Annotated in this window: 23 protein-coding genes; 19 read left to right on the top strand and 4 right to left on the bottom strand. The window is 40.5% G+C overall.

What is annotated here, in order from left to right; genetic code table 11:
• The first annotated feature begins 91 nt into the window (after positions 1-91).
• From pyrD to CWC02_RS07860, 6 genes are all read left to right on the top strand, one after another.
• Complete coding sequence (gene pyrD / locus CWC02_RS07885; RefSeq protein ID WP_138617507.1) at positions 92-1,102, top strand: quinone-dependent dihydroorotate dehydrogenase; 1,011 nt, start codon at positions 92-94, stop codon at positions 1,100-1,102.
• Between the two features lie 120 nt (positions 1,103-1,222).
• Positions 1,223-1,753 carry a cell division protein ZapC domain-containing protein gene (locus CWC02_RS07880; protein ID WP_138617505.1) on the top strand — a complete coding sequence of 177 codons (531 nt, stop codon included), beginning with the start codon at positions 1,223-1,225 and terminating at the stop codon, positions 1,751-1,753.
• 78 nt (positions 1,754-1,831) lie between these two features.
• Positions 1,832-3,949, top strand: a complete 2,118-nt coding sequence (gene rlmKL / locus CWC02_RS07875) for a bifunctional 23S rRNA (guanine(2069)-N(7))-methyltransferase RlmK/23S rRNA (guanine(2445)-N(2))-methyltransferase RlmL (protein WP_138617503.1) — start codon at positions 1,832-1,834, stop codon at positions 3,947-3,949.
• The gene (locus tag CWC02_RS07870; RefSeq protein ID WP_054551385.1) at positions 3,942-4,175 is read left to right on the top strand and encodes a glutaredoxin family protein; all 234 of its coding nucleotides are present in this window, start codon (positions 3,942-3,944) and stop codon (positions 4,173-4,175) included. Before rlmKL ends, CWC02_RS07870 begins: the two co-directional genes overlap by 8 nt.
• Positions 4,176-4,189: 14 nt before the next feature.
• The gene (uup, locus tag CWC02_RS07865; RefSeq protein WP_138617501.1) at positions 4,190-6,100 is read left to right on the top strand and encodes an ATP-binding cassette ATPase Uup; all 1,911 of its coding nucleotides are present in this window, start codon (positions 4,190-4,192) and stop codon (positions 6,098-6,100) included.
• Between the two features lie 11 nt (positions 6,101-6,111).
• Complete coding sequence (locus CWC02_RS07860) at positions 6,112-7,857, top strand: DUF3466 family protein (RefSeq protein ID WP_138617499.1); 1,746 nt, start codon at positions 6,112-6,114, stop codon at positions 7,855-7,857.
• Between the two features lie 79 nt (positions 7,858-7,936).
• Here the strand turns inward: CWC02_RS07860 and CWC02_RS07855 are convergent, their stop codons facing one another.
• Entirely contained in the window at positions 7,937-8,446 is a 510-nt protein-coding gene (locus CWC02_RS07855) for a DUF2062 domain-containing protein (protein WP_054551382.1), read from the bottom strand.
• 96 nt (positions 8,447-8,542) lie between these two features.
• On the opposite strand from CWC02_RS07855, the gene CWC02_RS07850 reads away from it, so the two are divergent.
• From CWC02_RS07850 to tcdA, 7 genes are read left to right on the top strand one after another with little or no spacing between them, the layout of a single operon-like run.
• A complete protein-coding gene (locus CWC02_RS07850; protein ID WP_138617497.1) occupies positions 8,543-10,696 on the top strand; it encodes a DNA internalization-related competence protein ComEC/Rec2 in 2,154 nt (717 codons plus the stop codon).
• A 59-nt stretch (positions 10,697-10,755) separates the two neighbouring features.
• Complete coding sequence (gene msbA / locus CWC02_RS07845; protein ID WP_138617495.1) at positions 10,756-12,498, top strand: lipid A export permease/ATP-binding protein MsbA; 1,743 nt, start codon at positions 10,756-10,758, stop codon at positions 12,496-12,498.
• Positions 12,498-13,475, top strand: a complete 978-nt coding sequence (lpxK, locus tag CWC02_RS07840) for a tetraacyldisaccharide 4'-kinase (RefSeq protein WP_138617493.1) — start codon at positions 12,498-12,500, stop codon at positions 13,473-13,475. The genes msbA and lpxK overlap by 1 nt, the downstream gene beginning before the upstream one ends.
• Positions 13,465-13,662 (top strand): Trm112 family protein, encoded by a 198-nt coding sequence (locus CWC02_RS07835; RefSeq protein WP_036968654.1) that lies wholly within the window; start codon positions 13,465-13,467, stop codon positions 13,660-13,662. The genes lpxK and CWC02_RS07835 overlap by 11 nt, the downstream gene beginning before the upstream one ends.
• Positions 13,650-14,405, top strand: a complete 756-nt coding sequence (gene kdsB / locus CWC02_RS07830) for a 3-deoxy-manno-octulosonate cytidylyltransferase (RefSeq protein WP_055021960.1) — start codon at positions 13,650-13,652, stop codon at positions 14,403-14,405. The genes CWC02_RS07835 and kdsB overlap by 13 nt, the downstream gene beginning before the upstream one ends.
• A gap of 3 nt (positions 14,406-14,408) precedes the next feature.
• A complete protein-coding gene (locus CWC02_RS07825; RefSeq protein ID WP_138617491.1) occupies positions 14,409-15,083 on the top strand; it encodes a TIGR01621 family pseudouridine synthase in 675 nt (224 codons plus the stop codon).
• Positions 15,084-15,878, top strand: coding sequence for a tRNA cyclic N6-threonylcarbamoyladenosine(37) synthase TcdA (tcdA, locus tag CWC02_RS07820; RefSeq protein WP_138600668.1), 795 nt, complete (start codon positions 15,084-15,086; stop codon positions 15,876-15,878).
• 3 nt (positions 15,879-15,881) lie between these two features.
• On the opposite strand, the gene CWC02_RS07815 is transcribed toward tcdA, so the two are convergent.
• The 3 genes from CWC02_RS07815 to CWC02_RS07805 form a co-directional block, all read right to left on the bottom strand.
• On the bottom strand, positions 15,882-16,295 hold the full coding sequence (locus tag CWC02_RS07815; RefSeq protein WP_138617489.1) for a SufE family protein: 414 nt from the start codon (positions 16,293-16,295) through the stop codon (positions 15,882-15,884).
• A 13-nt stretch (positions 16,296-16,308) separates the two neighbouring features.
• The gene (locus CWC02_RS07810; protein ID WP_138617487.1) at positions 16,309-17,523 is read right to left on the bottom strand and encodes an aminotransferase class V-fold PLP-dependent enzyme; all 1,215 of its coding nucleotides are present in this window, start codon (positions 17,521-17,523) and stop codon (positions 16,309-16,311) included.
• A 111-nt stretch (positions 17,524-17,634) separates the two neighbouring features.
• Positions 17,635-18,921: a citrate synthase gene (locus CWC02_RS07805; protein ID WP_138617485.1), complete on the bottom strand. Its 1,287-nt coding sequence runs from the start codon at positions 18,919-18,921 to the stop codon at positions 17,635-17,637.
• A 408-nt stretch (positions 18,922-19,329) separates the two neighbouring features.
• On the opposite strand from CWC02_RS07805, the gene sdhC reads away from it, so the two are divergent.
• From sdhC to CWC02_RS07775, 6 genes are all read left to right on the top strand, one after another.
• Positions 19,330-19,707 (top strand): succinate dehydrogenase, cytochrome b556 subunit, encoded by a 378-nt coding sequence (sdhC, locus tag CWC02_RS07800; protein ID WP_082389167.1) that lies wholly within the window; start codon positions 19,330-19,332, stop codon positions 19,705-19,707.
• Positions 19,698-20,045 (top strand): succinate dehydrogenase, hydrophobic membrane anchor protein, encoded by a 348-nt coding sequence (gene sdhD / locus CWC02_RS07795; RefSeq protein WP_054551371.1) that lies wholly within the window; start codon positions 19,698-19,700, stop codon positions 20,043-20,045. The genes sdhC and sdhD overlap by 10 nt, the downstream gene beginning before the upstream one ends.
• Entirely contained in the window at positions 20,046-21,818 is a 1,773-nt protein-coding gene (sdhA, locus tag CWC02_RS07790) for a succinate dehydrogenase flavoprotein subunit (protein ID WP_054551370.1), read from the top strand.
• A gap of 10 nt (positions 21,819-21,828) precedes the next feature.
• The gene (locus CWC02_RS07785) at positions 21,829-22,545 is read left to right on the top strand and encodes a succinate dehydrogenase iron-sulfur subunit (RefSeq protein ID WP_054551369.1); all 717 of its coding nucleotides are present in this window, start codon (positions 21,829-21,831) and stop codon (positions 22,543-22,545) included.
• A gap of 84 nt (positions 22,546-22,629) precedes the next feature.
• Positions 22,630-25,449, top strand: coding sequence for a 2-oxoglutarate dehydrogenase E1 component (locus tag CWC02_RS07780; protein ID WP_138600672.1), 2,820 nt, complete (start codon positions 22,630-22,632; stop codon positions 25,447-25,449).
• 3 nt (positions 25,450-25,452) lie between these two features.
• A partial coding sequence (locus tag CWC02_RS07775; protein WP_283235074.1) for a biotin/lipoyl-containing protein occupies positions 25,453-26,039 on the top strand: 587 nt, incomplete at its 3' end.

Raw genomic sequence — 26,039 nt, 5'->3', positions numbered from 1 at the left:
CCCCAGCTCGCTGGGGTATTTTTTTGCCCTTAATTTGCAATGGTCCGTTTATAAACGGCTACCTTGTTTATTTTTACCTAAGGAACAAACCATGTTTTATGATCTAGCTCGCCGTTTTATGTTTACCCGTGATGCGGAGTGGGCTCATGAATTTGCACTTAATAATTTACGCCGATTTGCTCATACGCCATTGAGTGCTGCGTGGTCTCAATCTGTCCCTAATAAACCCGTCAATTTTCTAGGTTTAGAGTTTAAAAACCCAGTCGGTTTAGCGGCAGGCTTAGATAAAAATGCTGAGTGTATTGATGCTTTTTCGCAAATGGGTTTTGGTTTTGTAGAAGTAGGTACTGTTACACCACGTCCGCAAGCGGGTAACGATAAACCGCGAATTTTCCGTTTGCCTGAATCAAATGCGATTATTAACCGCATGGGCTTTAACAATAAGGGCGTTGATAACCTAGTTAACAATGTTAAAGCAGCGAAATACGACGGTATTCTAGGTATTAATATTGGTAAAAATAAAGATACACCTAACGAGCAGGGTAAAGATGATTACATTCACTGTATGCGTAAAGTATTTGAGCATGCATCGTATATCACAGTAAATATTTCTTCACCGAATACCCCAGGTCTTCGTGACTTACAATATGGTGAAGCGCTTGATGACTTATTGCAAAGCTTAAAGAATGAACAACTTGATCTAGCTGCTAAACATAACAAACAAGTGCCTATGCTAGTTAAGATCGCCCCTGATCTTGATGAAGTTCAAATTGGCCAAGTTAGTGAGTCATTGATCAACAATAAGATCGATGGTGTTATTGCTACAAATACCACGCTTGAGCGCGCGATGGTACAAGGTCAACAATACGCAAACGAAGCGGGCGGTTTATCTGGCCAACCAGTTCGTCAGCGTTCAACCCACGTGGTTAGTGAGCTTAAGCGTTTAACCGAAGGTAAACTACCTATCATTGGTGTGGGTGGTATTGATGATGCGGATTCTGCAAAAGAGAAATTTGCAGCTGGTGCAGACCTTGTACAAGTTTACACTGGATTCATTTATAAAGGCCCAGAATTGGTAAAAACGATCCTAAATAGCTTATAAGGATCAGTTATCTAAGCAATTGATCATTAATAAAATGTTCTAAGAAATCATTTTATTAATGGTCTGCTTTAGTTATAATTTATGATTAATCGCACAGTATTTATTCGTTAGGGAGGAGACATGTTACAAGCATCTAAGCAATGGAAATGGCTTGCTTGTGCGAAAAATAATCGTCTTTTGGTTGACCTTGACCAAGATATGCAACTGTGCACGCCTTACAAACTTCGCCAACTTACTGATGCTGTTTTACAAGAGCCAAACTTTAGCCTTGAAGATGCTGCATTTTATCAGCAAGTTTATCAATACCTCGAAACATTCTCACTGTGGAACCCTGCACAGCTTTGCCAAATCGCGCTAAATGCCACTGCGGTGAAATTTCATTTAAAGCCTGTACTTGCAAAAAGTTGGTTCTTTCATGAGTATCATGGCAGCCAGCCAAGTGTTGAAGCAGTGGTTAAATTGTGCTCGCAGGCACAAGAAGGTGAGTTTTTAATTGTTGACCACTCGAGCGAAGCCTCAGTGTGTATTAACCTAAGCCAACACTTTCAATTAGACGAAAACCTTTCTCTTAAACAGTTTGAGGCTATTAAGGTTTTAAATAACCGTATCAATCCTGTTTATATTCAACAAAAACAGTTTAAATCTGCCTAATATCCCTGCAAATGTTGGCGTTTTTGTTCGCCAAGCTATGCTATAATCCTGCGCAATTAGCATTTAAGGGTTTTTACTTTGCAATTTATCGCACTTACTTCTATCGGAATAGAAAATTTACTTGTTGATGAGCTTACAGCACTCGGTGCCGAAGTCTCAAAACAAACCGTGGGCTCTGTACGTTTTGAAGCAGATAGCTTATTAGCACAAAAGATTTGTTTATCGAGCCGTTTTGCGACTCGTATCATGATGCTGATAGAAGAAAAAGAAGGCGTAAAAGACAAAGACAGCCTTTATCAATTTGCACGCTTACAGCCTTGGCAGGAGTGGTTTGGCCCTAAGCAAACCTTTGCTGTTGATTTTAGTGGTACAAATAACGATTTAAAAAATACGCAATTTTCAGGTCTAGTTGTAAAAGATGCGATTGTTGATTACTTCGCGGATTTATTCGAGCAACGTCCTGATGTTGATAAATACAATGCCAATGTACGTGTTGTAGCAAGATTGAACCGTCAAGGTGTTGCGCTTTATATCGATTATTCAGGTCCGCGTTTATCTGAACGTGGTTATCGTCAAGATCAAGGCAAAGCGCCAATTAAGGAGCATTTAGCTGCTGCCCTTGTAAAAAGAAGTGGTTGGCTTGAAAACGTGCAACAACCTTTATTCGATCCATGTTGTGGTTCGGGTACCATTTTAATTGAAGCTGCAAGCATGGCACGCAATGAAGCGCCAGGCTTATTCCGTGAAGGTTTTGCTTTTGAGCGCCTGCCTAGTTTCCGTATTCAAAAGTACAAAGAATTAAAAGCAGATTTAACTGCACAAATTACAGATCCTAAACTTTGGCTTATTGGCCATGATATTGACGGAAGTGTGATTGCAAAAGCTCAAGAAAATGCAGAGCGTGCTGACCTTGGTAATGTTATTAAGTTTAAACAAAGCGATGCCACTAAGTTAACCTCCGTTGCGAAACTACCTGGTGTAGTGATTTCAAACTTACCTTATGGTGAACGTTTAGGCTCAATGGCTGAGCTGGTTAACTTACACCGTAGCTTAGGTGTTGGCTTCAAAAAGCACTTTAATCATTGGAAACTTGCTTTGCTTGGCACTGACGAAAGCTTATTTAAGTTATTAAAGTTAGTTAAGTTAAAACGCTATAAGTTTAAAAATGGCCCGTTAGATGTTGTATTAAACCTCTACCAACTAGACGATAAACAAGTAGAACTTAGCAAAGAAGATAAGCCAGCTCTTAACTTTGAAGGTTCAACCGCCTTTGCAAACCGTTTAAAGAAAAATAAGCAAAATTTAAAGAACTGGTTAAAGCAAAATAAAGTGAGCTGCTACCGTGTTTATGATGCGGATATTCCAGAATATAACGTAGCTGTTGATGTGTACGATGATTCTGCGGTTATTTTTGAATATGCTGCACCGAAAGAAATCGACGATAATACGGCTCAAAAACGTTTGCAAGATGTGATCAGCTTGACCGCTGAGCAGTTAAATATCGCACCAGAAAACATTGCGGTTAAAGTGCGTAAAAAACAAAAAGGTGAAGAACAATATACCAAGGTAGCAAAACAAAATCGTACGCAAGTCGTTGAAGAGTTTGGCGCTAAATTCAAAGTTAATCTATTTGATTATCTAGACACTGGTTTGTTCTTAGATCACCGTTTAGCTCGTCGTTATATTCAACAAAACGCACAGGGCAAACGCTTCTTAAACTTATTTGCTTATACGGGCAGCGCATCTGTGCATGCTGCTGTGGGTGGTGCCAAAGCGATTACCACGGTTGATATGTCAAAAACCTACTTAAAATGGGCACAAGAAAACTTTGCCCTTAACGACATTAGCAATACACGTTATCGTTTTGAGCAAGCAGACTGCTTGAAGTGGCTTGAGTATGCACAAGGCCAATATGATTTAATTTTCTTAGATCCACCGACGTTCTCAAACTCAAAACGTATGAAAGATGCGTTTGATGTTCAGCGCGACCACATCAAACTTCTTACCTGGGTTAAGAAGATTTTAAGCCCGAACGGTACGCTTATATTCTCAAACAATAAGCGTGGCTTTAACATGGATGAAGTAGGACTAATGGGGCTGGGTTTAAAAGCAGAAAACATTTCTGACAAGACTTTATCACCAGACTTTAAACGTAATAAGCAAATTCATAATAGCTGGCTTATTACTCATGGCTAATTTTACCCTTTATCACACCGATGGCTGTCATCTGTGTGAAATGGCCGATGAATTATTAATTGCTGCAAACGCTTCGTTTGTAGCAAAAGACATTATGGACAGTGAACAGCTGATTGAACTTTACCAAACCAGTATTCCGGTTGTGGAATCACATCAAGGCGAGAAATTATTTTGGCCTTTTGATGCTGAGCAATTAGCGCAATTTATTGCTGATAATAAAGAATAAGAGTAGTAATCACGATGGATTTAATCAGAATAGCCAAAGCTCAACTAGCTTATGGTACGCATCCGCTACTAGATGATGCCGATGCCGTTATTGAGTCAGGTGAGCGTGTTTGTATCGTTGGTCGAAACGGGGCAGGTAAATCAACACTACTAAAAGTGCTTGATGGCCAAGTGACTTTGGATGATGGCGAAATCAACCAATTAGGCGGTATTCGCATTTCACGTTTAGAGCAAGATCCACCAAAAGGGGCGGCAGGCTCAGTATTTGATTATGTAGCTCAGGGTATGCCTGACATCGCTAACTTACTGATAGAATATCACCAAGTTAGTAATCAAATGCAAACAGACTATAACGATAAATTGCTCAACAAATTAGAGCGTTTATCTAATCAATTAGAAACTGTTGATGGCTGGCGCTTTGATACCCGTATTCAGCTCGTTTTATCTCGTTTAGAGCTAGACCCAGAAGCCAAGCTTGAATCATTATCAGGTGGTTGGTTACGTAAAGTTGCGCTTGCAAGAGCCTTGGTTAGTGAACCCGATTTACTGCTACTTGATGAGCCTACCAACCACTTAGATATGAGTAGTGTTATTTGGCTTGAGCAGTTTTTAAAAGAGTTTAAAGGCGGTATCGTTTTTATTTCTCACGACCGTGCATTCATTCGAGCAGTTGCAACCCGTATTCTTGACTTAGACCGTGGTAAGCTGGTTTCGTACCCTGGCGATTACGCGACGTACCTTGAGCAAAAAGCGCATGATTTAAAAGTAGAAGAAACACAAAACGCACTATTTGATAAACGCTTAGCAGAAGAAGAATCGTGGATCCGCCAAGGTATTAAAGCACGTAGAACGCGTAATGAAGGCCGTGTGCGCGCTTTAAAAGAGTTACGTAAAGAGCGTAAGCAGCGTGTTGATCAGGTCGGTAAAACCGATTTCAATATTGAAACAGCGGATCGTTCAGGTAAATTAGTATTCGAAGCGAAAAACATCGGTCATGCATTTAAAGATAAAGTGATCGCGAAAGATTTCTCGACCCTTGTTATGCGTGGCGATCGTGTTGGCCTTGTCGGACCCAATGGTATTGGCAAAACAACACTGCTTAAAATTTTATTTGGTGACTTAACACCAGATAGCGGCAGTGTTAAGCAAGGTGTTAATTTAGAGTTTGCTTATTTTGACCAGTATCGTCAAAAGCTTGATGAAGAAGCCACAGTACAAGATAACGTAGCTGAAGGTAAGCAAGAAGTGATGATGGGCGGGCGCTCACGTCATGTACTTGGTTACTTGCAAGACTTCTTATTTCCACCGGCAAGAGCGCGTACGCCAGTAAAAGCACTTTCAGGTGGTGAGAAAAACCGCTTATTATTAGCAAAGTTATTTTTAAAGCCATCTAACATTATTGTTCTCGATGAGCCAACCAATGATCTTGATATTGAAACCTTAGAGCTCTTAGAAGAGATCATCAACCAATATCAGGGCACTGTGCTGATTGTAAGCCATGACCGTGAATTTATTGATAATACCTGTAATTCTGTATGGGCATTTGAAGGTAACGGCAAGATCACTGACATTGTCGGAGGCTATAGCGACTATGAAGCGTATGCAGCTCATTTAGCTGAGCAAGAAAAACAACAACAGCAACAAATTAAGCAAGAAAAGCCGGCCGTTGTTAGCCAAGATAAAACACCAAACAAAAGTAATAAACTCTCTTACAAATTAAAACTTGAATTAGAAGAATTACCCAGTAAAGTGGAACAACTTGAAAAAGCGTTAGACGCTCAGCAAGTTGTGGTTAATGACCCTGACTTTTTTAAGCAAGATGCTGCAATTACAACAGAAGCATTGAACCATTTAGCCGAGTTAGAGTCTGAGCTTGAAGTCGCTTTTGAGCGCTGGGAAGAACTCGAAGATTTAAAGAATCAGTAGTAAGGATTAAAATGAAATACAAATTACTCGCTGCCAGTATTTTAGCCACCCTAAGTACCTCAGCGATGAGCGCAACCTATAAATTAGAAGAATTAGGTGGGCTAGACGGAGCAAAACATAATTACGTAACAGATGTCAGTGAGAATGGTCATATTATAGGCTTAGCTAATGGGTTATATAATTTCCCAATAGATATTTCTTATCTCGATTTCACAGATTCATCTTTTGAGAGTGCTTATAATGCAACGAAAGATGCGTATGAAAAGATAGGCAAAGAAATTACCTTTACACTTGATGATATTGAAAATAATGATGCGGTTCATACGAATGCTGATGCTCATGCATTTATGCTTAGTTATATCACGAGTTCAAATCCGGGGCGTCTAACTGATTCTGAATATCAGAAAGTATCCAATGGAGTTGCCACTGTATATACGAGTGAAGGTGTAACAGAACAAGTTATATTTGATGAACAATCACTTGATTATGATGGATTAACGCGCTCAACTACAAACCTTCTAACTGCTGTTTCAGAAGATGGTGTTATGGTAGGATGGGGAAGCGATCCTTATGAGAAAACTTCTTTTACTCAAACAGATGAAGATGAAGAAGAGACTCACTTTTTAAGAGACTTTATCAGCCGAGCATTGGTGATCTCAGAAGCAGGTGATAAAGTACCATTAGCACCAGAATTTGATGAGTATGGTGGTTTTAGTGCTGCATACGACATAATTCAAACAAATAGTGGCTATGATGTCGTAGGCACTGTTTCAGTGGGTATCGCAGAGGATCCTTTAGAGGATATTGAAGAAAAATGTGATGGTGAAGATGAACCCGTTTCGGATTGTGTCGAGGTTTATAACAGAAGTTACAACAGTGGTATTTTTAATAAACGAGCTGTTAAGTGGTCACTGGATAACAATTTAAATGTAACTAATACAGAATTGTATGGCATTGGGCTAACACCAGAAGACGATGAAGGTATCGCATTTAGAAGTAGCGCCTATCTTATTAACGAAAATGGATTAATCGCCGGAACATCAGATGTTCGCTACAAGGATACTGATACAGTAGTAACCATGCCAGTTGTTTTTGAGAACGGTGAAGTTAAAGAATTTTTAGACCAAGAAGACGGGTGGGATTCTGGTCAGGCTTTCGCTCTCAATAATGACGATGTGATAGTTGGTTATGCCAACAAAATTATTGAAGGTGGTTATAGGACTAAGTTTTATTACTATGATAAAAAAAGTGGAAGTGTAGTTTTTCCAACAGATTTTTTCTCAAGTTCTAGTTCAGTTGCAAATGATATTAATGATAAAGGTATTGTAGTTGGTCAGGGTGAAACTGACATCTATAATACATCATCACGTCGCCGTGAAGGTTTCATTTACACTATTGGTGAAGACTCAATTGTTAACTTAAACGATTTATTACCTTGTTATGAAGACGATGGTGAGACTCGTTATAAATACACAATAGCTGAGGCTAAAGCTATTAATAACGATAATGAGATTTTTGGAGTTGCTACTAAAACAGTAGAAAAAACCGATACATTCGGCAATGTAACGGTAGATGTTGATGGCAATATCGAATATGAAAGTATTGCTGTTGCTGTTAAGTTAACACCAATTGATGGCAGTGTTGAGGAATGTCCTGCAGAAGAGATTGAACAATACGAGCGTCAATCAGCAAGCTTCCCATGGTATGCTTTATTGCTATTACCATTTGCAGCTGCACGTCGCTTCTTTAAAAAGTAATCGTTTCGTAATCGAGACTTACTAATCAATATTAAAAAACCCAGCTTTAAGCTGGGTTTTTTGTCTATACTGAAATCAGTTATTTTTTATGGCGATGTATCCATGCTTTTCGGACTGAGCGTTTCCAAAGCATGTCAGTAGCAAAATAACCGATGATAGCAGCAGCAGTAGCACAAATAAGTGAGCCAACTAAAAAGGCTGGGCCAATTGTTGTAAGGCTATCTATAAACCATTGCCAGCTTGGTTCAAATTGGAAGTGCTGTTGTGGCTGAGCAAGGGCAATCGTGCCTACAATATATGAACAATAGAAAATAGGAGGCATGGTTAGTGGGTTAGTGATCCACACGGTTGCAACAGAAATTGGTAAATTTACTCGAAATGGAATAGCCAGGGCGGCTGCAAGAACCATTTGAAAAGGAACAGGGATGAACGCAAAAAATAAACCAACCGCAAATGCACCACGTGCTGAGCGTCTATTTAAGTGCCATAAATTGGCATCATGCAATAAACGACCAAAAATTCTTAAATACTTGTGTTCTTTTACCTTGTTATGATCTGGTAAAAAGCGTTGGATCGTTTTCTTAGCCATTTAAAGCAACCATTTACATCTATTTGGTTATGCAGCGGCTTTGTCATAGGCTGTTTTTTCACCCTATATACATTTGACACTGCGGCGTTTTATATAATGAGTTTTGCTGTATTGCTAGCAGGTGCCTATTTTAAGCCTTTTTTAACTCTATTGTCAGGGTTTATTTGCGCTATTTTGGTAGTGATTTTTCATTACTTCGTCTTTTACTCAATCTCTGACTGTCAAATCGATTATCAACAAAGCCGATTAGTTCGATTTGAGGTAGTTGAAACATACAGTGAACAAAGCCCTTACTACATTAAAGCAAGTCTGAAACATATTGAATCTTGCCCTACAAGCATCCGACCTGCTCCTAATGCAATGCTCAGCATTACTTCAGATAAACCGGTTACTAGTGGAGATGAATTAAGCGCAGTACTCAAACTTAAACCTTATCGATCAGTAAAAAATTTCTACAGTTTTAGTAGAGAACGGCAAGCATTACTTGAGCGAGTATTTTATAAAGGCCGAAGCGTAGGAGAGATAAGCTATTTAAATCATCATCAATATGACTCCCTGCGTGTTAGTTACCGCACTTATATTGATAAAATTACGGCAAACACACGATTACAATGGCTTTATTATGCGCTTTTAACCGGTGACAAAAGTAAAATAGGTTATGAAGATAGAAAGCACTTGCGTGAATTAGGATTGTCTCATCTACTTGCTATTTCGGGTCTTCATATCGGACTTATCTTCGCAGTCGGTTTTTATAGTAGTAAGTGGCTGTTAAGAGTGAGTCACTTTCGTGTAAGCCAATCAATTCAATTAAATAAGCTATTTGTTGTAATAGGGTTCAGTTGCTCGCTCGTTTATGTTTACTTAAGTGATTTTATAGTTTCTGCAAGCCGGGCGCTGCTAATGTTAGGCTGCTACCTTGTAATCTATAACTTAGGAAAAAACCCAGTGCGTTGGCGTTCAATTTTGTACGCCTTGAGTGTGGTGTTGTTTATAGACCCATTTACGCTGTTGAATCCTGGGCTCTATTTCAGTTTTTTGGCCGTTACGGTCATCTTTCTACTGACTAAAAAAACAATTAATTTGTCACTTAGTTTTTTAAAGCGATTTGTACAGCTACTGCAAGTTCAATGCGCTTTATTTGTTGGTTTACTACCGCTATCCTTATATTACTTCTCAGGTACTAGCGTGATAGGTTTATTGATTAACCTTATTGCTGTGCCCTTGGTCGGTGTGCTGTTATTGCCTTTGTTGATTTTTTATAGTCTGATTTCTAGCCTACTGGATATTTCAGGTCTGTTATCACTTATCGACATTGCCCTGTATTTTAGTTATCAACTATTGCTTTCTATCCCTAATGACTGGCGTTGGTTGTCGTTCAATGAGTTTAATTTCTCATTATTGATCATCAGTTACATAACACTTCTGCTGTTGTACTTTAGCCCTAATAAATATGTGTGTTTAATTCCTGTTTGTATATATGCCGTTGATAGTAAATTACAGCCAGAAGCTAAGTTTCAGTTGGATGTGTTTGATGTCGGGCATGGCTTAATGGTGATGGTAAGAAGCAAAAATAAAGCGATAATTTATGATTTAGGCCCACAGTATTTTGGCCGTTATGATTATGTACACCGCGTATTACTTAACAACATCAATAAACAGCAGCTATCTGTGATTGCCACCATAATAAGCCACTTAGATAACGATCATTCTGGCGGTTTAGCCAGTTGGAAAGAGGCTGGCTATCAACACACTTTAGCTACTTTTCATCCTCAGGGGCTGTTAAATAAGTGCAAAACAACCACCATCAAACTTGCTGAGCTTAATATCAGAAGTTTTACAGCAAAGGTAGAAAAAGCGAGTCGCAATGACCAATCTTGCTTATTAAAAGTAACAGGTTTTAATTATTCACTTTTACTAACTGGAGATATATCAGCAGCGGCAGAAGCTAAACTTGTTGAAGAGGAGGTGGATTTACGAGCGACTATTTTAATAAGCCCCCATCATGGTAGTAATACCTCGTCAAGTTATGAATTTATAGATGCAGTAAATCCTGAAGTAGTTATCCATTCATCTGCTTACCAAGGGCAATGGCACTTTCCTCACCCAGAGGTTGTAAATCGTTATAACCAACACCATATACAGCAGTTATCGACGGCAAAGTATGGCCATATACGCATAAAATTTTATTCAGATACGTATCGCTTAGAATTTGCGCGAGAGCAGGAAAGTTATTGGTTCGAACAAGATTGACGTTTTGTTTTTACCCCCTAAAGGCTACAATAGTCGAAGTCTATGAATAAGAGAGTGTTATGGATCAAACTACATCCCAAATCTATAAGCGATTAATCAGTTATGTGGGTGATTATAAGTTAATCGCGTTTTTCGCCATTGTAGGCATGATTGGCTATTCAGCCATGGATGCATTGTTTATCAATTTAATGAAGCCCTTCATTGATGAAGGTTTAAATGATCGTAACACTGATGTTTTAACTTATGCACCATTTGTTGTGATTGCATTGGTATTAGGTCGTGGCATGTTTAACTATATGTCGTCGTACTGTTTAAGTTATGTTGGCTCTCAAGTTGTAAGAACGTTGCGCCAACAATTATTCGAACATATTTTACATCTGCCGGTGTCTTTTCATGATAAAAATTCAAATGGCGATTTAATCTCTAAAATCACCTTTGATACTGAGCAGGTTCAACAAGCCATTACCAAAGCCCTGTTAATTGTTGTAAGAGAAGGGGCCTTTGTTGTTTTCTTACTTTTCAATATGTTTTATACCAGTTGGAAGCTATCACTGATATTTTTAGTCATTATTCCGCTGGTGGCTGTGATTGTTGCCTTTGTATCGAAACGTTTTCGTATGATTTCGAAAAAAATCCAATCTGCTATGGGCCAAGTAACTCGCAGCTCAGAGCAAATGTTATCTGGTCACAAGGTGATTCATGGCTTTGGTGGTCAACAGCAAGAGATATCGCAATTCTCGGCTATTAATAATCATAATCGTCAGCAGCGCATTAAAATGGATGCAACTAAAGCGTTAAGCGTTTCTGTTATCCAAATTTTGGCAGCAAGCGCGATGGCCGTGATTTTATGGGTTGTTTCTATGCCGTCGATGATTGATACCATCAGTTCAGGTGACTTCGTATTACTTATTTCATCAATGATGATGTTATTACGGCCACTGAAGCAACTTTCAAACGTTAATAGTGATTTACAACGAGGTATTTCTGCAGCGCAAAGTATCTTTTTAGTACTTGATGAAGAAGTAGAAAAAGACACAGGCACCTACAGCGTTGATAAAGTAACTGGGAAAATTGAAGTAAACAATGTGACCTTTAAATACCCAACGAAAGATGAACCTGTATTAAAGAATTTATCACTTTCGATTAATGCCGGCGAAAGCATAGCATTGGTTGGCCGTTCTGGCTCAGGTAAATCGACCATCTCAAATTTATTGCCGCGTTATTATGAGCTTGAAGGTGACAGTGAAATTTTGCTTGATGGCGTCAACATTGCTGATTACAAACTGACAGACTTACGTAAGCAATTTGCACTGGTTTCACAGCAAGTGGTTTTATTTAACGACACCATCACGAATAATATTTGCTATGGCCTTGACCGCGAATTAACAAACGAGGAGTTAATGGCGGTTGCTAAGCAAGCCCATGTTTGGGAGTTTGTTAAAGACTTACCAGAAGGTTTAGATACCATGGTGGGTGAAAATGGCGTTATGTTATCAGGCGGTCAGCGTCAGCGAATAGCCATAGCACGTGCAATATTAAAAGATGCCCCTATTTTGATTCTTGATGAGGCGACATCTGCGCTTGATACTGAATCTGAAAAACTTATCCAGCAAGCACTTGATAGCTTAATGAAAGAAAAAACATCGATTGTGATAGCACACCGTTTATCAACAATAGAAAACAGTGATTGCATTTATGTCATCGACCATGGTCAAGTTATCGAAAAGGGCACGCATGGCGAGCTACTTGAAAAAGACGGTACCTATAGTGCGTTATGTAAGATGCAGTTTGGTGAGCAGTAGTGAGTGTTATTGAAAAAAGCTGGTATAAAAAACCAGGTTTATTAAGCATTTTACTCTTGCCTTTGAGTGTGCTTTTTTGGCTTATCTCAACGCTTCGTGCTTTGTTTTATAAGCTAAATATACTTAAGGCTTTTAAAGCGCATGTTCCTGTCATTGTTGTTGGTAACATTAGTGTGGGTGGAAACGGCAAAACGCCCTTTGTTATTTGGCTTGCTGAGTACTTACAGCAGCAAGGTTTAAAAGTGGCTGTGATCAGTCGTGGCTACGGTGGTCAGTCTGATTCGTATCCACTGTTAGTGACAGAACAAACGACGACAACGCAAGCAGGTGACGAACCTGTACTTATTAAACGCCGCCTAGGTTGTGTTGTAATGGTTGGCCCTGACCGACAAGCTAGTATAAAAAAATTAGAGCAACATGATATCGATGTCATTATTTCTGATGATGGCATGCAGCATTATAAAATGGCGCGTGATATCGAGTGCTGTATTGTTGATAGTGAACGCCAATTTGGTAACGGTTTATTAATGCCTGCAGGTCCACTTCGTGAAACAAAAGCGCGCTTAAAATCGGTTGATTTAGTCATAGAAAATGGTGGCAACGCACAAAGCCGCTATGATTTAGCGTCAAGCCCATTTCGAACCGTGAGTAATTCAGAACTTGCCAATTCAGTTCAAGATAAAGGTCATGCGGTCAGTGCTATTGGTAACCCCAAACGCTTTGAAATAAGTCTTGAGCTGCAAGGTATTAACTTACTATCTACTCATCATTTTCGTGATCATTATGCCTACCAAGCAAATGACTTTAGCGATTTTGCAGATGACGCTGTATTTATGACAGAAAAAGATGCCGTTAAATGCTTTAGTTTTGCTAAACCAAATTGGTATTATTTACCTGTTGATGCAAAGCCAACAGCAGCAGTTATCGAAAAACTTAATTTATTATTAAAACAAAAAGGGATCCTCAATGGCCTTTGATACAAAATTACTTGAAATTATCGCTTGCCCAGTGTGTAAAGGTAAATTACGTCTTGATAAAGAGAATCAAGAGCTTATCAGTACTGCTGCGAAATTAGCGTACCCAATCAAAGACGATATCCCGGTGCTTTTAGAAAATGAAGCCCGTGAATTAAGCCAAGAAGAGGTTGATAAGTGGAATTCGTAGTCGTTATCCCAGCTCGCTACGCATCGACGCGTTTACCAGGTAAACCACTTGCTGATATTTGTGGTAAACCAATGATCCAACATGTGTATGAAAAAGCAGTTGCGTCAGGTGCATCACAAGTTTATGTAGCGACTGATCATCAAACAGTGTTTGATGCAGTAAAGAAGTTTACTGATAATGTATTGATGACACGAGAAGATCACCAATCAGGCACAGAACGTTTAGCTGAGGTTGTTGAACAGTTAAAACTTGAAAGTGACACTATTGTTGTCAACGTGCAAGGTGATGAGCCTTTATTGGCAAGCGAAAATGTATCTCAAGTTGCCATGCTACTTGCTGATTCTGATGCGCCAATGGCGACTTTGAGCACCAGCATTGATGAGATTGACGATATATTTAATCCCAATTGCGTGAAAGTCATTAACGATGCAGACAACAACGCACTGTATTTTTCGCGCTCGCCAATCCCTTATCATCGTGATGCGATGATGAATGATGACCGAGATAAGCTAAATCTTGCTGATTTTGCGCGCCATATTGGTATTTATGCTTATCGTGCTGGCTTCATTAAAGACTACATCGAATTACCAGAATCTCGATTAGAGCTTTTAGAGTCATTAGAGCAGCTTCGTGTACTTTATCATGGTCACAAAATTAAAATCGCAAAAGCTCTGTGTGCACCGCAAGCAGGCGTAGATACTCCTGAAGATTTAGCGCGCGTTATTGCAGTGCTTGGCAACTAAAAAATGCATGATGTAAACAATGTTCATCTTCATGCCATTGAAGATGACTTCTTTGTTTTTTATAAACCAGCAGGAGTGAGCTTTCATAGTGAACAATGTGCTGGTTTTGTCGTACTTGCTGAAGAGCTTGTTAATGAAAAGCTCTATCCGGTTCATCGGCTAGATAAAGTGACATCAGGTTTAATTATATTAGCCCGTAACAAAGAAGCTGCAGCCGAATTCACTTCACTATTTTCTGATCATAAAATAAAAAAGTTTTATCTCGCAGTGAGTGATGCTAAGCCTAAGAAAAAGCAAGGTTGGATAAAAGGGGATATGCAAAAAAGTCGTCGTGGTGCATTTAAGCTGTTAAAGAGCCAAGCGAATCCTGCTATCACACGCTTTTATTCAAAAAGTATTCGACCAGGGCTTCGTGCATACTTGTTAAAGCCATTCTCTGGTAAAACACATCAGCTTAGAGTCGCAATGAAAAGCTTAGGTGCGCCAATTCTAGGTGATAGTACCTATGCGGGTAGTGAAGACGAGCGCACAAACTTGCATGCCTATGCACTACAATTTAGCTATAAAGGGCAGCTTAAAGAATATCGATGCGATTACACTTTAGGTGCTCATCTTAATGAAGTTTTTAACTCAGACGAATTCAAAGAGTGGACAGCTCCTTGGACGTTGGATTGGTAAATGAAAGAAACAACACAAGACATCCGTTTTGGTGGCATTAAACGTTTATATGGTCATCAACAATTTGATTGGTTACAACAAGCACATTTTTGTGTCATTGGTATTGGTGGCGTAGGTAGTTGGGCTGCTGAAGCATTGGCTCGAACGGGTGTAGGGCAACTAACCCTCATTGATTTAGATGATATTTGTGCAACCAATGTTAATCGTCAAATTCATGCTTTAACTGGCACCGTAGGCGAAGCAAAAGTAGAAGCGATGAAAACACGTTGTGAGTTGATAAACCCAGATATCAAAATTAATGTTATTGACGATTTCATTACGCTAGATAACATTCGTGAGCATATTAAAGGCTTTGACTATGTAATTGATTGTATTGATGCTGTAAAAGAAAAAGCTGCGCTTATTGCTCACTGTAAACGCATAAAACTACCGGTTATTACCACCGGAGGAGCAGGCGGGCAAACCGACCCTAGTCAAATCAGTTTTGGTGACGTTGCAAAGACAACTCATGATCCATTGCTTGCAAAAGTACGTTATATTTTGCGAAAACAGTACAACTTTAGTAGCAATCCAAAGCGAAAATTTAACGTCGATTGTGTTTATTCTACAGAGCAGCTTGTATATCCAACCTCCGAAGGTGAGGTTTGCCAAGCAAAACAAGGTGCAGATGGTTCAATGAATATGGACTGTAATAATGGTTTTGGCTCTGCAACCATGGTAACAGGCAGCTTTGGCTTTTTTGTTGCAGCCAAAGCGATTAGAAAATACCTAGATAAAAAACAGCGTAGTTTATAAAACTTATTGTTTTTGTTCAGCCATGGTTTGAATTTTATCAACCATGGCTTTAATACCATTCCCACGAGAAGGGCTCAAATGGCTAATTAGACCGAGTCGTTCAAATTCATCATAGGCATTAATTTGCGTTGCTTGCTCCGGTGTTAGACCATTGTATAAGGCTAAAATTAAAGCCAGTAATCCTTTGACGATACGCGTATCTGAATCGCCTGCTAAAACAAGGCTATTTTCCGAGTGATCAAACTCAATATAAAGCCACACTTTACTTTCGCAGCCTTTAACTAGAGCATCATCTACTTTGAGTACTTCAGGCATAACAGGTAATTGCTTACCTAAGAGCATTATTTGGCGATATTTTTGCTGCCACCCAGCAGCTGTTTCAATGTTTTTACTAACGGCTTCAAACGCTGAATTCATAACTTATCCAAAATTAATCTAATAACTCAATACTACTTTTAACAGCACTGATAAAGGCATCGACATCAGCTTTAGTGTTATATAACGCAAAACTTGCTCGTACAGTCCCTGGTATGCCTAAATGACTCATTATAGGTTGCGTACAATGATGGCCACTACGCACGGCAACGCCAAATCCATCAAGTAGGGTGGCTAAATCAAACGGATGTTCATCGCGATAATTAAAACTAATGTTACCGATGTTATCTGTTTGGTTTGAATAGATATTAATACCATCAATAGCTGATAATTGTTTTATCGCATAGTCAAAAACTGTATGCTCATGTTGACGCATTTGCTGAAAATCTAACGATATTAAATAATTTATTGCCTCACTAAAGGCAATGACACCTGCAATATTGGGTGTTCCTGCTTCAAATTTACCCGGCGCATCACGAAAAGTGCTGTGTGTTAGGTTCACTGTTTCGATCATTTCGCCACCGGTTTGATATACATCGAGCGAATTTAACAGCTCAAATCGGCCATATAGGCCTCCTAAACCTGTCGGCCCGAGCATTTTATGGGCAGAAAACACGTAAAAATCACAGGAAATTTCTTGTAAATTAGGGCGTAAGTGCATCGCTGCCTGCGCACCGTCAACAATAGATATAGCATTAATGGCCTTACATGCATTAATGATCGGCGCTAAATCAGTAATATTACCAAGGGTATTTGATGCATGGGTAATAGCGACAATTTTAGGCTCTTGTTGTTTGATAAATTCACTACAGTGTACGCTATTAATAGTTAAATCATTTTCTATCGGCAAAATAATGACTTCTGCACCGGTGCGTTGTGCTAATTGTTGCCAAGGGACTATGTTGGCGTGGTGTTCAATGGCTGATAGGGCAATTTTATCGCCAGGGTTAAGCCTCGAAGCCAGACCATTTGCGATTAAATTAATCGATTCGGTTGCGCCTTTAGTCCACACTATCTCATTACTTCTTACAGAGAAATAATCTGCAAGTAGCGTTCGGGTCTGTTCATATTGGCGTGTCGCGTTTTCACTGAGTGTATGGCGGCCGCGGTGCACATTGGCGTTCTCATGGCTATAAAATCGGCTAAGAGCATTAATAACTGCCTGTGGCTTTTGCGAGGTAGCCGCTGAGTCTAAATACACCAAAGGCTGCTCATTGACTGTTTCATTCAGTATTGGAAAGTCAGCACGTATTTTTGTGATATCGAACATGAAAGGCCTTAAGCTACAAGAATGCGACGATTTTAATTACTTTGCACAAATAGACAAGTGCAGGGCAACAAAAAAGGCCGCATAGCGGCCTTTTTTAAACGCAAATTCGTATTAACGCTTGTCTGTTGGTACGTAATCGCGTGAAGTTTCACCAGTGTATAACTGACGAGGACGGCTGATCTTGTGACCAGGTTGAGAAAGCATCTCATCCCAGTGAGAGATCCAACCAACAGTACGTGACATTGCAAAGATTACAGTGAACATGCTTGTTGGAATACCGATTGCTTTTAAGATGATACCTGAGTAGAAATCTACGTTAGGGTAAAGTTTCTTCTCAACGAAGTATGGGTCTTCAAGTGCAATTTGCTCAAGCTTCATAGCGATATCAAGAAGTGGATCTTGAATGTTTAGCTCAGCAAGTACTTCGTGACATGTTTGACGCATTACTGTCGCACGTGGGTCGAAGTTTTTGTATACACGGTGACCAAAGCCCATAAGACGGAAAGGATCAGACTTATCTTTAGCTTTAGCAACGTACTCGTCGATACGGTCAACAGAGCCGATTTCTTCTAACATGTTAAGACATGCTTCGTTAGCACCACCGTGCGCAGGGCCCCATAGAGATGCGATACCAGCCGCGATACACGCGTAAGGGTTAGCACCTGAAGAACCAGCTAGACGAACAGTTGACGTTGATGCGTTTTGCTCATGGTCAGCGTGAAGCATGAAGATTTTGTCCATTGCTTTAGCAAGAACAGGGCTTACTTTGTATTCTTCAGCTGGTACTGAGAACATCATGTGTAAGAAGTTTTCAGCGAAGCTTAAGTCGTTACGTGGGTAAACAAACGGTTGACCTACATTGTATTTGTAAGCCATCGCAGCGATAGTTGGTAGTTTAGCAACTAGCTTGATTGCGCTTGTTTTACGTTGTGTTGCGTCAGTAATGTCTAAATCTTCGTGGTAGAAAGAAGAAAGAGCACCTACAACACCACACAGCATTGCCATTGGGTGAGCGTCAAAGCGGAAACCTTGGAAGAAGTTTGCGATTTTAGTATCAAGCATTGTGTTGTGCGTGATTTCTTGAGCAAACGCTTCGTATTGTTCTTTAGTCGGTAATTCGCCGTTTAATAGTAAGTAGCAAAGCTCGATGTAGTTTGATTCATCAGCTAATTGCTCGATTGGGTAACCACGGTGTAATAGAATACCTTTGCCGCCATCGATGTAAGTGATTGAAGATTCACAAGAACCGGTCGACATGAAACCTGGGTCGTAAGTGAAGTGACCGTGTGAACCTAACGTACGTACGTCGATTACGTCTTGGCCAGCAGTGCCTTGGTAAATTGGAAGTTCGATTGGATCAAGACCATCAATATGGACCGTGGCTTTCTTATCCGCCATCTATTTATCTCCTATTAAGATAACAACTCTGATTGTTATGTTCTGAATCTGTTTAAGCACATTCTTTTCATTTTAACGTGAAAGAGGGGTATAAAGTCAATTTTTATAAACATTATGCACAAATGGATAATAAATATTCTGTCAGGATTAAATATTATACTATTGGCTAATTCGCAAACGTCTCTTACTAAACAAGAATTGTAAAAAGACCTTTGGCTATATATACTATCCAAGGTTTTATACCGTATTGTCTGTAGGTAAACTTTATTTTTACATTTGAGTTTTGCATAAGTGTGAACTTTTTGTGTATCAACACGGTTTACTTAGATAGTTCCATCGAAATTCATTTTGATGGGTTTTAGAAAAACAAGTAGATGAGCCCGATAAGGGCAAGATGGGCAAGTAACTGTGAAAAAGCAAAGACCTGTAAATCTAGATCTAACAACTATATCTATGCCGGCAACGGCTAAAGCATCAATTTTACACCGCGTCACCGGTGTTGCATTATTTTTTGCTTTAACGTTTGTCATTTGGGCTTGGTCTGAGTCTCTTTCTTCTGCAGAAGGTTTTGAATTCGTCAAGGGTCTGTTCAGCGGATTCATTGCCAAATTCATAGCATGGGGCACCATTTCTGTATTGGCGTATCACTTAATTGGTGGTATCCGTCATATCATTATGGACATGGGTCACTGGGAAGAACTTGAATCAGGTAACTTCAGCGCTAAAGTTGCATTAGCTTTAGGTGTTGTAGCTGCAATTCTAGCAGGAGTGTGGATATGGTTTTAAATCAAGCAACTCTTAAACGTGATGGTGTACAAGATTTCGTATCACTACGTGCAACAGCATTAATAATCAGCGCTTACGCGATTTTTATTATCGGCTATTTTTTATGTACGCCAGAAGTCACTTTCGAAGCCTGGCAAGGCCTATTCTCTAACCTAGCAATGAAAGGGTTTACCTTAATTACCCTAGTTTGCATCATGGTTCACACCCGTATCGGCCTTTGGCAAGTTCTTACTGACTATGTTAAATGCGCTAAATTACGTGCTGTTTTAGGCTTTGTATTAAACCTTATGGCTGTTGCTTACGTAGCAATTGGTCTAATCGTTTTATGGGGTGTTTAAGTGAATTATTCTGTTCGTGAATTTGACGCTGTAGTGATTGGTGCCGGTGGTGCGGGTATGCGCGCAGCACTAGCTATCACTGAATCAGGCAAAACCTGTGCACTTATCTCAAAAGTTTTCCCTACACGTTCTCACACTGTGTCTGCACAGGGTGGTATTACGGTTGCGCTGGGTAACTCACATGAAGATAACTGGGAATGGCACATGTACGATACTGTTAAAGGTTCCGATTTTATCGGTGACCAAGACGCTATCGAATATATGTGTAAAACAGGCCCAGAAGCTATTACTGAATTAGAAAACATGGGTTTACCATTTTCTCGTTTTGAAAATGGCCGTGTTTATCAACGTCCTTTCGGCGGCCAGTCGAAAAACTTTGGTGGTGAACAGGCTGCACGTACTGCAGCAGCAGCTGACCGTACAGGTCACGCGTTATTACACTGTTTATACCAACAGAACGTTAAAAACAAAACTAACGTATTCTCTGAGTGGTACGCACTAGATTTAGTTAAAAACAGCGACGGTCACGTTGTTGGTTGTACAGCAATCGACATCGAGTCTGGTGAAGTTGTTTACTTCAAATCAAAAGCTGTTGTTTTAGCAACAGGTGGTGCAGGCCGTATCTATGCATCGACAACGAATGCACACATCAACACTGGTGATGGTGTTGGTATGGCTACACGTGCTGGCGTTGCAATGCAAGATATGGAAATGTGGCAGTTCCACCCAACAGGTATCGCCGGTGCCGGTGTACTTGTAACTGAAGGTTGTCGTGGTGAAGGTGGTTACCTTCTAAATAAAGACGGCGAACGCTTCATGGAACGTTACGCTCCAAATGCAAAAGACTTAGCGTCTCGTGACGTTGTTGCTCGTTCAATGATGACTGAGATCCGTGAAGGTCGTGGTTGCGATGGTCCTTATGGTCCACACATCAAGCTTAAGCTTGACCACTTAGGTGAAGAAACACTTAACTTACGTCTTCCAGGCGTATGTGACCTTGCGAAAACATTCGCACACGTTGATCCAGCTAAAGAGCCAATTCCAGTTATCCCAACATGTCACTACATGATGGGTGGTGTTCCAACTAACGTAAATGGTCAAGCATTACAAATTGATGCAAACGGCCAAGAGAAAGTAGTTGAAGGTTTATTCGCTGTTGGTGAGATTGCATGTGTATCTGTACACGGTGCTAACCGCCTAGGTGGTAACTCACTACTTGACTTAGTTGTATTCGGCCGCGCAGCTGGTAACTTCTTAGGTAAGTACCTTAACGGTGTTGAAGCAGGTAAAGATGCGTCTGATTCAGACCTTGAAGCATCACTTGCACGCTTTAACCGTTGGGAAAGCTCTAAAGCTGGCCAAGGTGAAGACCCAGTACAAATCAAGAAAGACCTACAAATGTGTATGCAACTTAACTTCTCGGTATTCCGTGAAGGTGATGCAATGGCAACAGGTCTTAAAGAGCTTAAAGAAATTCGTGAACGTCTTCAGTACGCTCGTCTTGACGACAAGTCGACTGAGTTCAACACTGCACGTATCGAATGTCTAGAGCTTGATAACTTGATGGAAACAGCTTACTCAACAGCAGTAGCTGCAAACTTCCGTACAGAAAGCCGTGGTGCACACTCTCGTTTTGACTTCCCAGATCGTGATGACGAAAACTGGTTATGTCACTCAATCTACGATCCTAAGAGCGAAGAAATGAGCAAACGTGATGTAAACTACGCGCCGAAACTGCGTGAAGCTTTCCCACCTAAAGCACGTACATACTAGGAGCGAGACGATGGCACAAGTACAATTTTCGGTTTATCGTTACAATCCAGATGTTGATAATGCACCACGTATGCAGGACTTCTCGCTAGAAACGCAAGAAGGCCAAGATATGATGGTATTGGATGCCCTTATGCAATTGAAGGAGCAAGATCCAACATTATCATTCCGTCGTTCATGCCGTGAAGGTGTGTGTGGTTCAGACGGTATCAACATGAATGGTAAAAATGGTTTAGCGTGTATCACGCCTTTATCAACGCTACTTAAAGGTGGCAAAGGTAAAATCGTAATTCGCCCATTACCAGGTTTACCTGTGGTACGTGACCTTGTTATTGACATGAGTCAGTTCTACACTCAATACGAAAAAGTTAAGCCTTACCTAATTAACGACACGCCAGCGGCGGGTGAGCGTCTTCAGTCAATCGAAGAACGTGATAAGTTAGATGGCTTATATGAGTGTATCTTATGTGCATGTTGTTCAACATCGTGTCCTTCGTTCTGGTGGAATCCAGACAAGTTCATCGGTCCTGCGGGCCTTCTTCATGCGTATCGTTTCTTGGCTGATAGCCGCGATACAGCGACTGAAGAGCGTCTTGCTGACCTTGACGATGCGTTCAGCGTGTTCCGTTGTCACAGTATCATGAACTGTGTTAGCGTGTGTCCAAAAGGTCTTAACCCGACCAAAGCAATTGGACAAATCAAATCAATGCTTTTAAACCGCGCTGTTTAAAGCTTGAATATGTAAGGTGGTTAAGTGATTAACCACCTTGTTTTTACAACAATTAATTTCTGCGCTAAAGAAAAGGGCTTATAAATGCACGAAGGTGTGATGAAGGCATGGCTAGAATCTTCTCACTTAAACGGCGGTAACGTTGCTTACGTAGAAGAGCTTTATGAAGCGTACTTAGATGATGCGACTTCTGTGCCAGAAGAATGGCGAGAAGTGTTCGAACAATTACCAAAAGTTGATGGTGTGGATGTTGACGTTAAACATTCAGAAGTTCGTTCACAATTTGCACAGCTTGCTAAAAACAAGCATAGAGAAGTAGTGGTAGCAGAGGGTGGCTCTGGTGATCCTAAACAGGTCAAGGTGCTACAACTTATTAATGCTTTCCGTTTCCGTGGTCACCAAAATGCCAACCTAGATCCATTAGGTATTTGGCAACGCGAACGTGTTCGTGATCTAGAATTAGAGTACCACGATTTATCTGAAGCTGATTTTGACCGTGAATTCAATGTGGGTTCGTTTGCTGTCGGTCGCGAAACCATGCCATTAGGTGAGCTATATCAAGCACTCAAAACGACTTATTGTGGGTCGGTTGGTGCTGAGTATATGCACATCACTTCAACTGAAGAAAAGCGTTGGTTACAACAACGTTTAGAATCAGTGCAATCACGTCCAACGTTCTCTAAAGAAGAAAAGCTACGTATCCTTAAAGGATTAACAGCTGCAGATGGTCTTGAAAAATATTTAGGGGCTAAGTTCCCTGGTGCAAAACGTTTCTCACTTGAAGGTGGTGATGCGTTAGTACCAATGCTTAAAGAACTAATTCATCGTGCAGGTGAAAGCGGACAAAAAGAAGCTGTTATTGGTATGGCTCACCGCGGTCGCTTGAACGTACTAGTGAACGTTTTAGGTAAAAACCCATCAGAATTATTCGATGAGTTCGCTGGTAAACACAAAGACACATTAGGCTCAGGTGATGTTAAATATCACATGGGTTATTCATCTGACTTTGCAACTAAGGGTGGCAACGTGCACATGGCACTTGCATTTAACCCGTCTCACTTAGAAATCGTTAACCCAGTGGTTATGGGGTCGGTACGTGCTCGTTTAGACCGTCTAGGTGATAAGTCAGGTATTAAAGCATTACCAATTACTATTCACGGTGACTCTGCAATCGCAGGTCAAGGTGTTGTACAAGAAACATTTAACTTATCGCAAACTAATGCATTTAGTTGTGGTGGTAGTATCCGTATCGTTGTAAATAACCAAGTTGGTTTCACAACGTCTAAACAGTCTGATGTACGTTCTACACCATACTGTACTGATATTGCGAAAATGGTTCAGGCACCAATTTTCCACGTTAACTCTGACGATCCTGAAGCGGTTGCATTTGTTACTCAAATCGCACTTGATTTCAGAAACCAGTTTAAACGTGATGTAGTGATTGATTTAGTATGTTATCGCCGTCATGGTCATAACGAAGCGGATGAGCCGAACGCGACTCAACCACTTATGTACCAAAAAATCAAAAAGCATCCAGTACCTCGTCTAATTTACGCAGACCAATTAGTTGCTGAAGGTTCATTCTCAGAAAATGAAGTAAAAGCACTTGCTGATGATTACCGTAACGGTTTAGACAAAGGCAACTGTGTTGTTGAAGAAATTCAACTAGAAACATCACACTCTTCTGATTGGGCTAAGTTTGTTGGTCACGATTGGGATGTTGAGTACGATGCAACAGTATCGGTTGAAAAGTTAAAAGAGCTTGGCGAAAAAGTAGCAAGCTTCCCAGAAAGCCACAAAGCACAGTCGCGCGTTAAGAAAATCTACGACGACCGTAAGTTAATGGCAACAGGTGAAAAACCACTTGATTGGGGTATGGCTGAAACACTTGCTTATGCAACGCTTGTTGATGCGGGTACAGATATCCGTTTAACAGGTCAAGATTCAGGTCGTGGTACATTCTTCCACCGTCATGCTGTTGTTCATAACCAAAAAGATGCATCAACATACTTGCCGCTGCAAAATATCAGCGAAAAGCAAGGTGCATTTGAAGTGTATGACTCAGTTCTTTCTGAAGAAGCGGTACTTGCGTTTGAATATGGTTACGCAACAGCTGAACCTACGTCACTTGTAATGTGGGAAGCACAGTTTGGTGACTTTGCGAATGGTGCACAAGTTGTATTTGACCAATTCTTAAGTTCAGGTGAGCAGAAGTGGGGTCGTTTATGTGGTCTTACATGTTTACTTCCACACGGCTACGAAGGTCAAGGTCCTGAGCATAGCTCGGCACGTTTAGAGCGTTTCTTACAGTTGTGTGCTGATCACAATATGCAAGTATGTGTTCCTTCAACTCCAGCGCAAGTTTATGCAATGCTTCGTCGTCAATCAGTACGTCCACTTCGTCGTCCATTGATTGTTATGACGCCTAAGTCGCTACTTCGTCACCCGTTGGCAACATCTTCACTTGAAGAGTTATCTGAAGGTGTGTTCCACAATATGATCGATGAAATTGATGATATTGCAGCAGATAAAGTAGAACGCGTTGTATTCTGTAGCGGTAAAGTTTATTACGAGCTACTACAAGAGCGTCGTAAGCAAGAATTAAATAACATTGCTATTGTTCGTGTAGAACAATTATATCCATTCCCACACGCTGAGATGGATACAATCATGCAGCGTTACCAACACGTTAAAGATTTTGTTTGGTGTCAAGAAGAGCCACAAAACCAAGGTGCATGGTATTGTTCTCAACACCACTTTGTTGATGCAATCCCAGCCGGTGCTAAATTAACTTACGCAGGTCGTAAAGCATCAGCATCACCAGCGTGTGGTTACATGTCAGTGCATAATAAAGAACAACAAGCGCTCGTTGCAGATGCGCTTACTATTGAAAAGAAAGGATAAGCAATGAGCACAGAAATTAAAGTTCCTGTACTTCCTGAGTCGGTTGCTGATGCTACTGTTGCAACATGGCACGTAAGTGTTGGCGACAAAGTAAGCCGCGACCAAAACTTAGTAGATATCGAAACAGATAAAGTTGTTTTAGAAGTTGTTGCACCAAATGACGGTGTAATCACTGAAATTTCACAAGAAGAAGGTGCAACGGTACTTGGCGAACAAGTAATTGCATTACTTGGTGATGCAGATGCTGCACCAGCAAGTGACGACTCTGCACCAGCTAAATCAGAAGACGCGCCAGCGGCGCAATCAGCACCAGCATCAGAAGGTAAAGAAGTGGACATTAAAGTACCTGTACTTCCAGAATCAGTCGCAGACGCGACAATTGCTACTTGGCACGTTCAACCAGGTGAAGCGGTAACACGCGACCAAAACCTTGTTGACATCGAAACTGATAAAGTTGTTCTTGAAGTTGTTGCTCAAGAAGACGGTATCATGGGTGAGCACATTCACGCTGAAGGCGAAACAGTACTTGGTGAGCAAGTAATTGGTACAGTTAAAGCGGGTGCAGCACCGGCAGCAGCAGCTCCTAAAGC

The organism is Pseudoalteromonas sp. S2721 (genome assembly GCF_005887425.1).
Classification (GTDB): domain Bacteria; phylum Pseudomonadota; class Gammaproteobacteria; order Enterobacterales; family Alteromonadaceae; genus Pseudoalteromonas; species Pseudoalteromonas simplex.
This window is presented reverse-complemented; position numbering and strand designations above follow the sequence as displayed.

Bases quoted from the DNA above. Each gene is read 5' to 3' on its own strand.
- pyrD (WP_138617507.1), top strand. From the start codon at position 92: ATGTTTTATGATCTAGCTCGCCGTTTTATGTTTACCCGTGATGCGGAG.
- CWC02_RS07880 (WP_138617505.1), top strand. From the start codon at position 1,223: ATGTTACAAGCATCTAAGCAATGGAAATGGCTTGCTTGTGCGAAAAAT.
- CWC02_RS07870 (WP_054551385.1), top strand. From the start codon at position 3,942: ATGGCTAATTTTACCCTTTATCACACCGATGGCTGTCATCTGTGTGAA.
- uup (WP_138617501.1), top strand. From the start codon at position 4,190: ATGGATTTAATCAGAATAGCCAAAGCTCAACTAGCTTATGGTACGCAT.
- CWC02_RS07860 (WP_138617499.1), top strand. From the start codon at position 6,112: ATGAAATACAAATTACTCGCTGCCAGTATTTTAGCCACCCTAAGTACC.
- CWC02_RS07855 (WP_054551382.1), bottom strand. From the start codon at position 8,446: ATGGCTAAGAAAACGATCCAACGCTTTTTACCAGATCATAACAAGGTA.
- CWC02_RS07850 (WP_138617497.1), top strand. From the start codon at position 8,543: ATGAGTTTTGCTGTATTGCTAGCAGGTGCCTATTTTAAGCCTTTTTTA.
- msbA (WP_138617495.1), top strand. From the start codon at position 10,756: ATGGATCAAACTACATCCCAAATCTATAAGCGATTAATCAGTTATGTG.
- CWC02_RS07835 (WP_036968654.1), top strand. From the start codon at position 13,465: ATGGCCTTTGATACAAAATTACTTGAAATTATCGCTTGCCCAGTGTGT.
- CWC02_RS07825 (WP_138617491.1), top strand. From the start codon at position 14,409: ATGCATGATGTAAACAATGTTCATCTTCATGCCATTGAAGATGACTTC.
- tcdA (WP_138600668.1), top strand. From the start codon at position 15,084: ATGAAAGAAACAACACAAGACATCCGTTTTGGTGGCATTAAACGTTTA.
- CWC02_RS07815 (WP_138617489.1), bottom strand. From the start codon at position 16,295: ATGAATTCAGCGTTTGAAGCCGTTAGTAAAAACATTGAAACAGCTGCT.
- CWC02_RS07810 (WP_138617487.1), bottom strand. From the start codon at position 17,523: ATGTTCGATATCACAAAAATACGTGCTGACTTTCCAATACTGAATGAA.
- CWC02_RS07805 (WP_138617485.1), bottom strand. From the start codon at position 18,921: ATGGCGGATAAGAAAGCCACGGTCCATATTGATGGTCTTGATCCAATC.
- sdhD (WP_054551371.1), top strand. From the start codon at position 19,698: ATGGTTTTAAATCAAGCAACTCTTAAACGTGATGGTGTACAAGATTTC.
- CWC02_RS07785 (WP_054551369.1), top strand. From the start codon at position 21,829: ATGGCACAAGTACAATTTTCGGTTTATCGTTACAATCCAGATGTTGAT.
- CWC02_RS07780 (WP_138600672.1), top strand. From the start codon at position 22,630: ATGCACGAAGGTGTGATGAAGGCATGGCTAGAATCTTCTCACTTAAAC.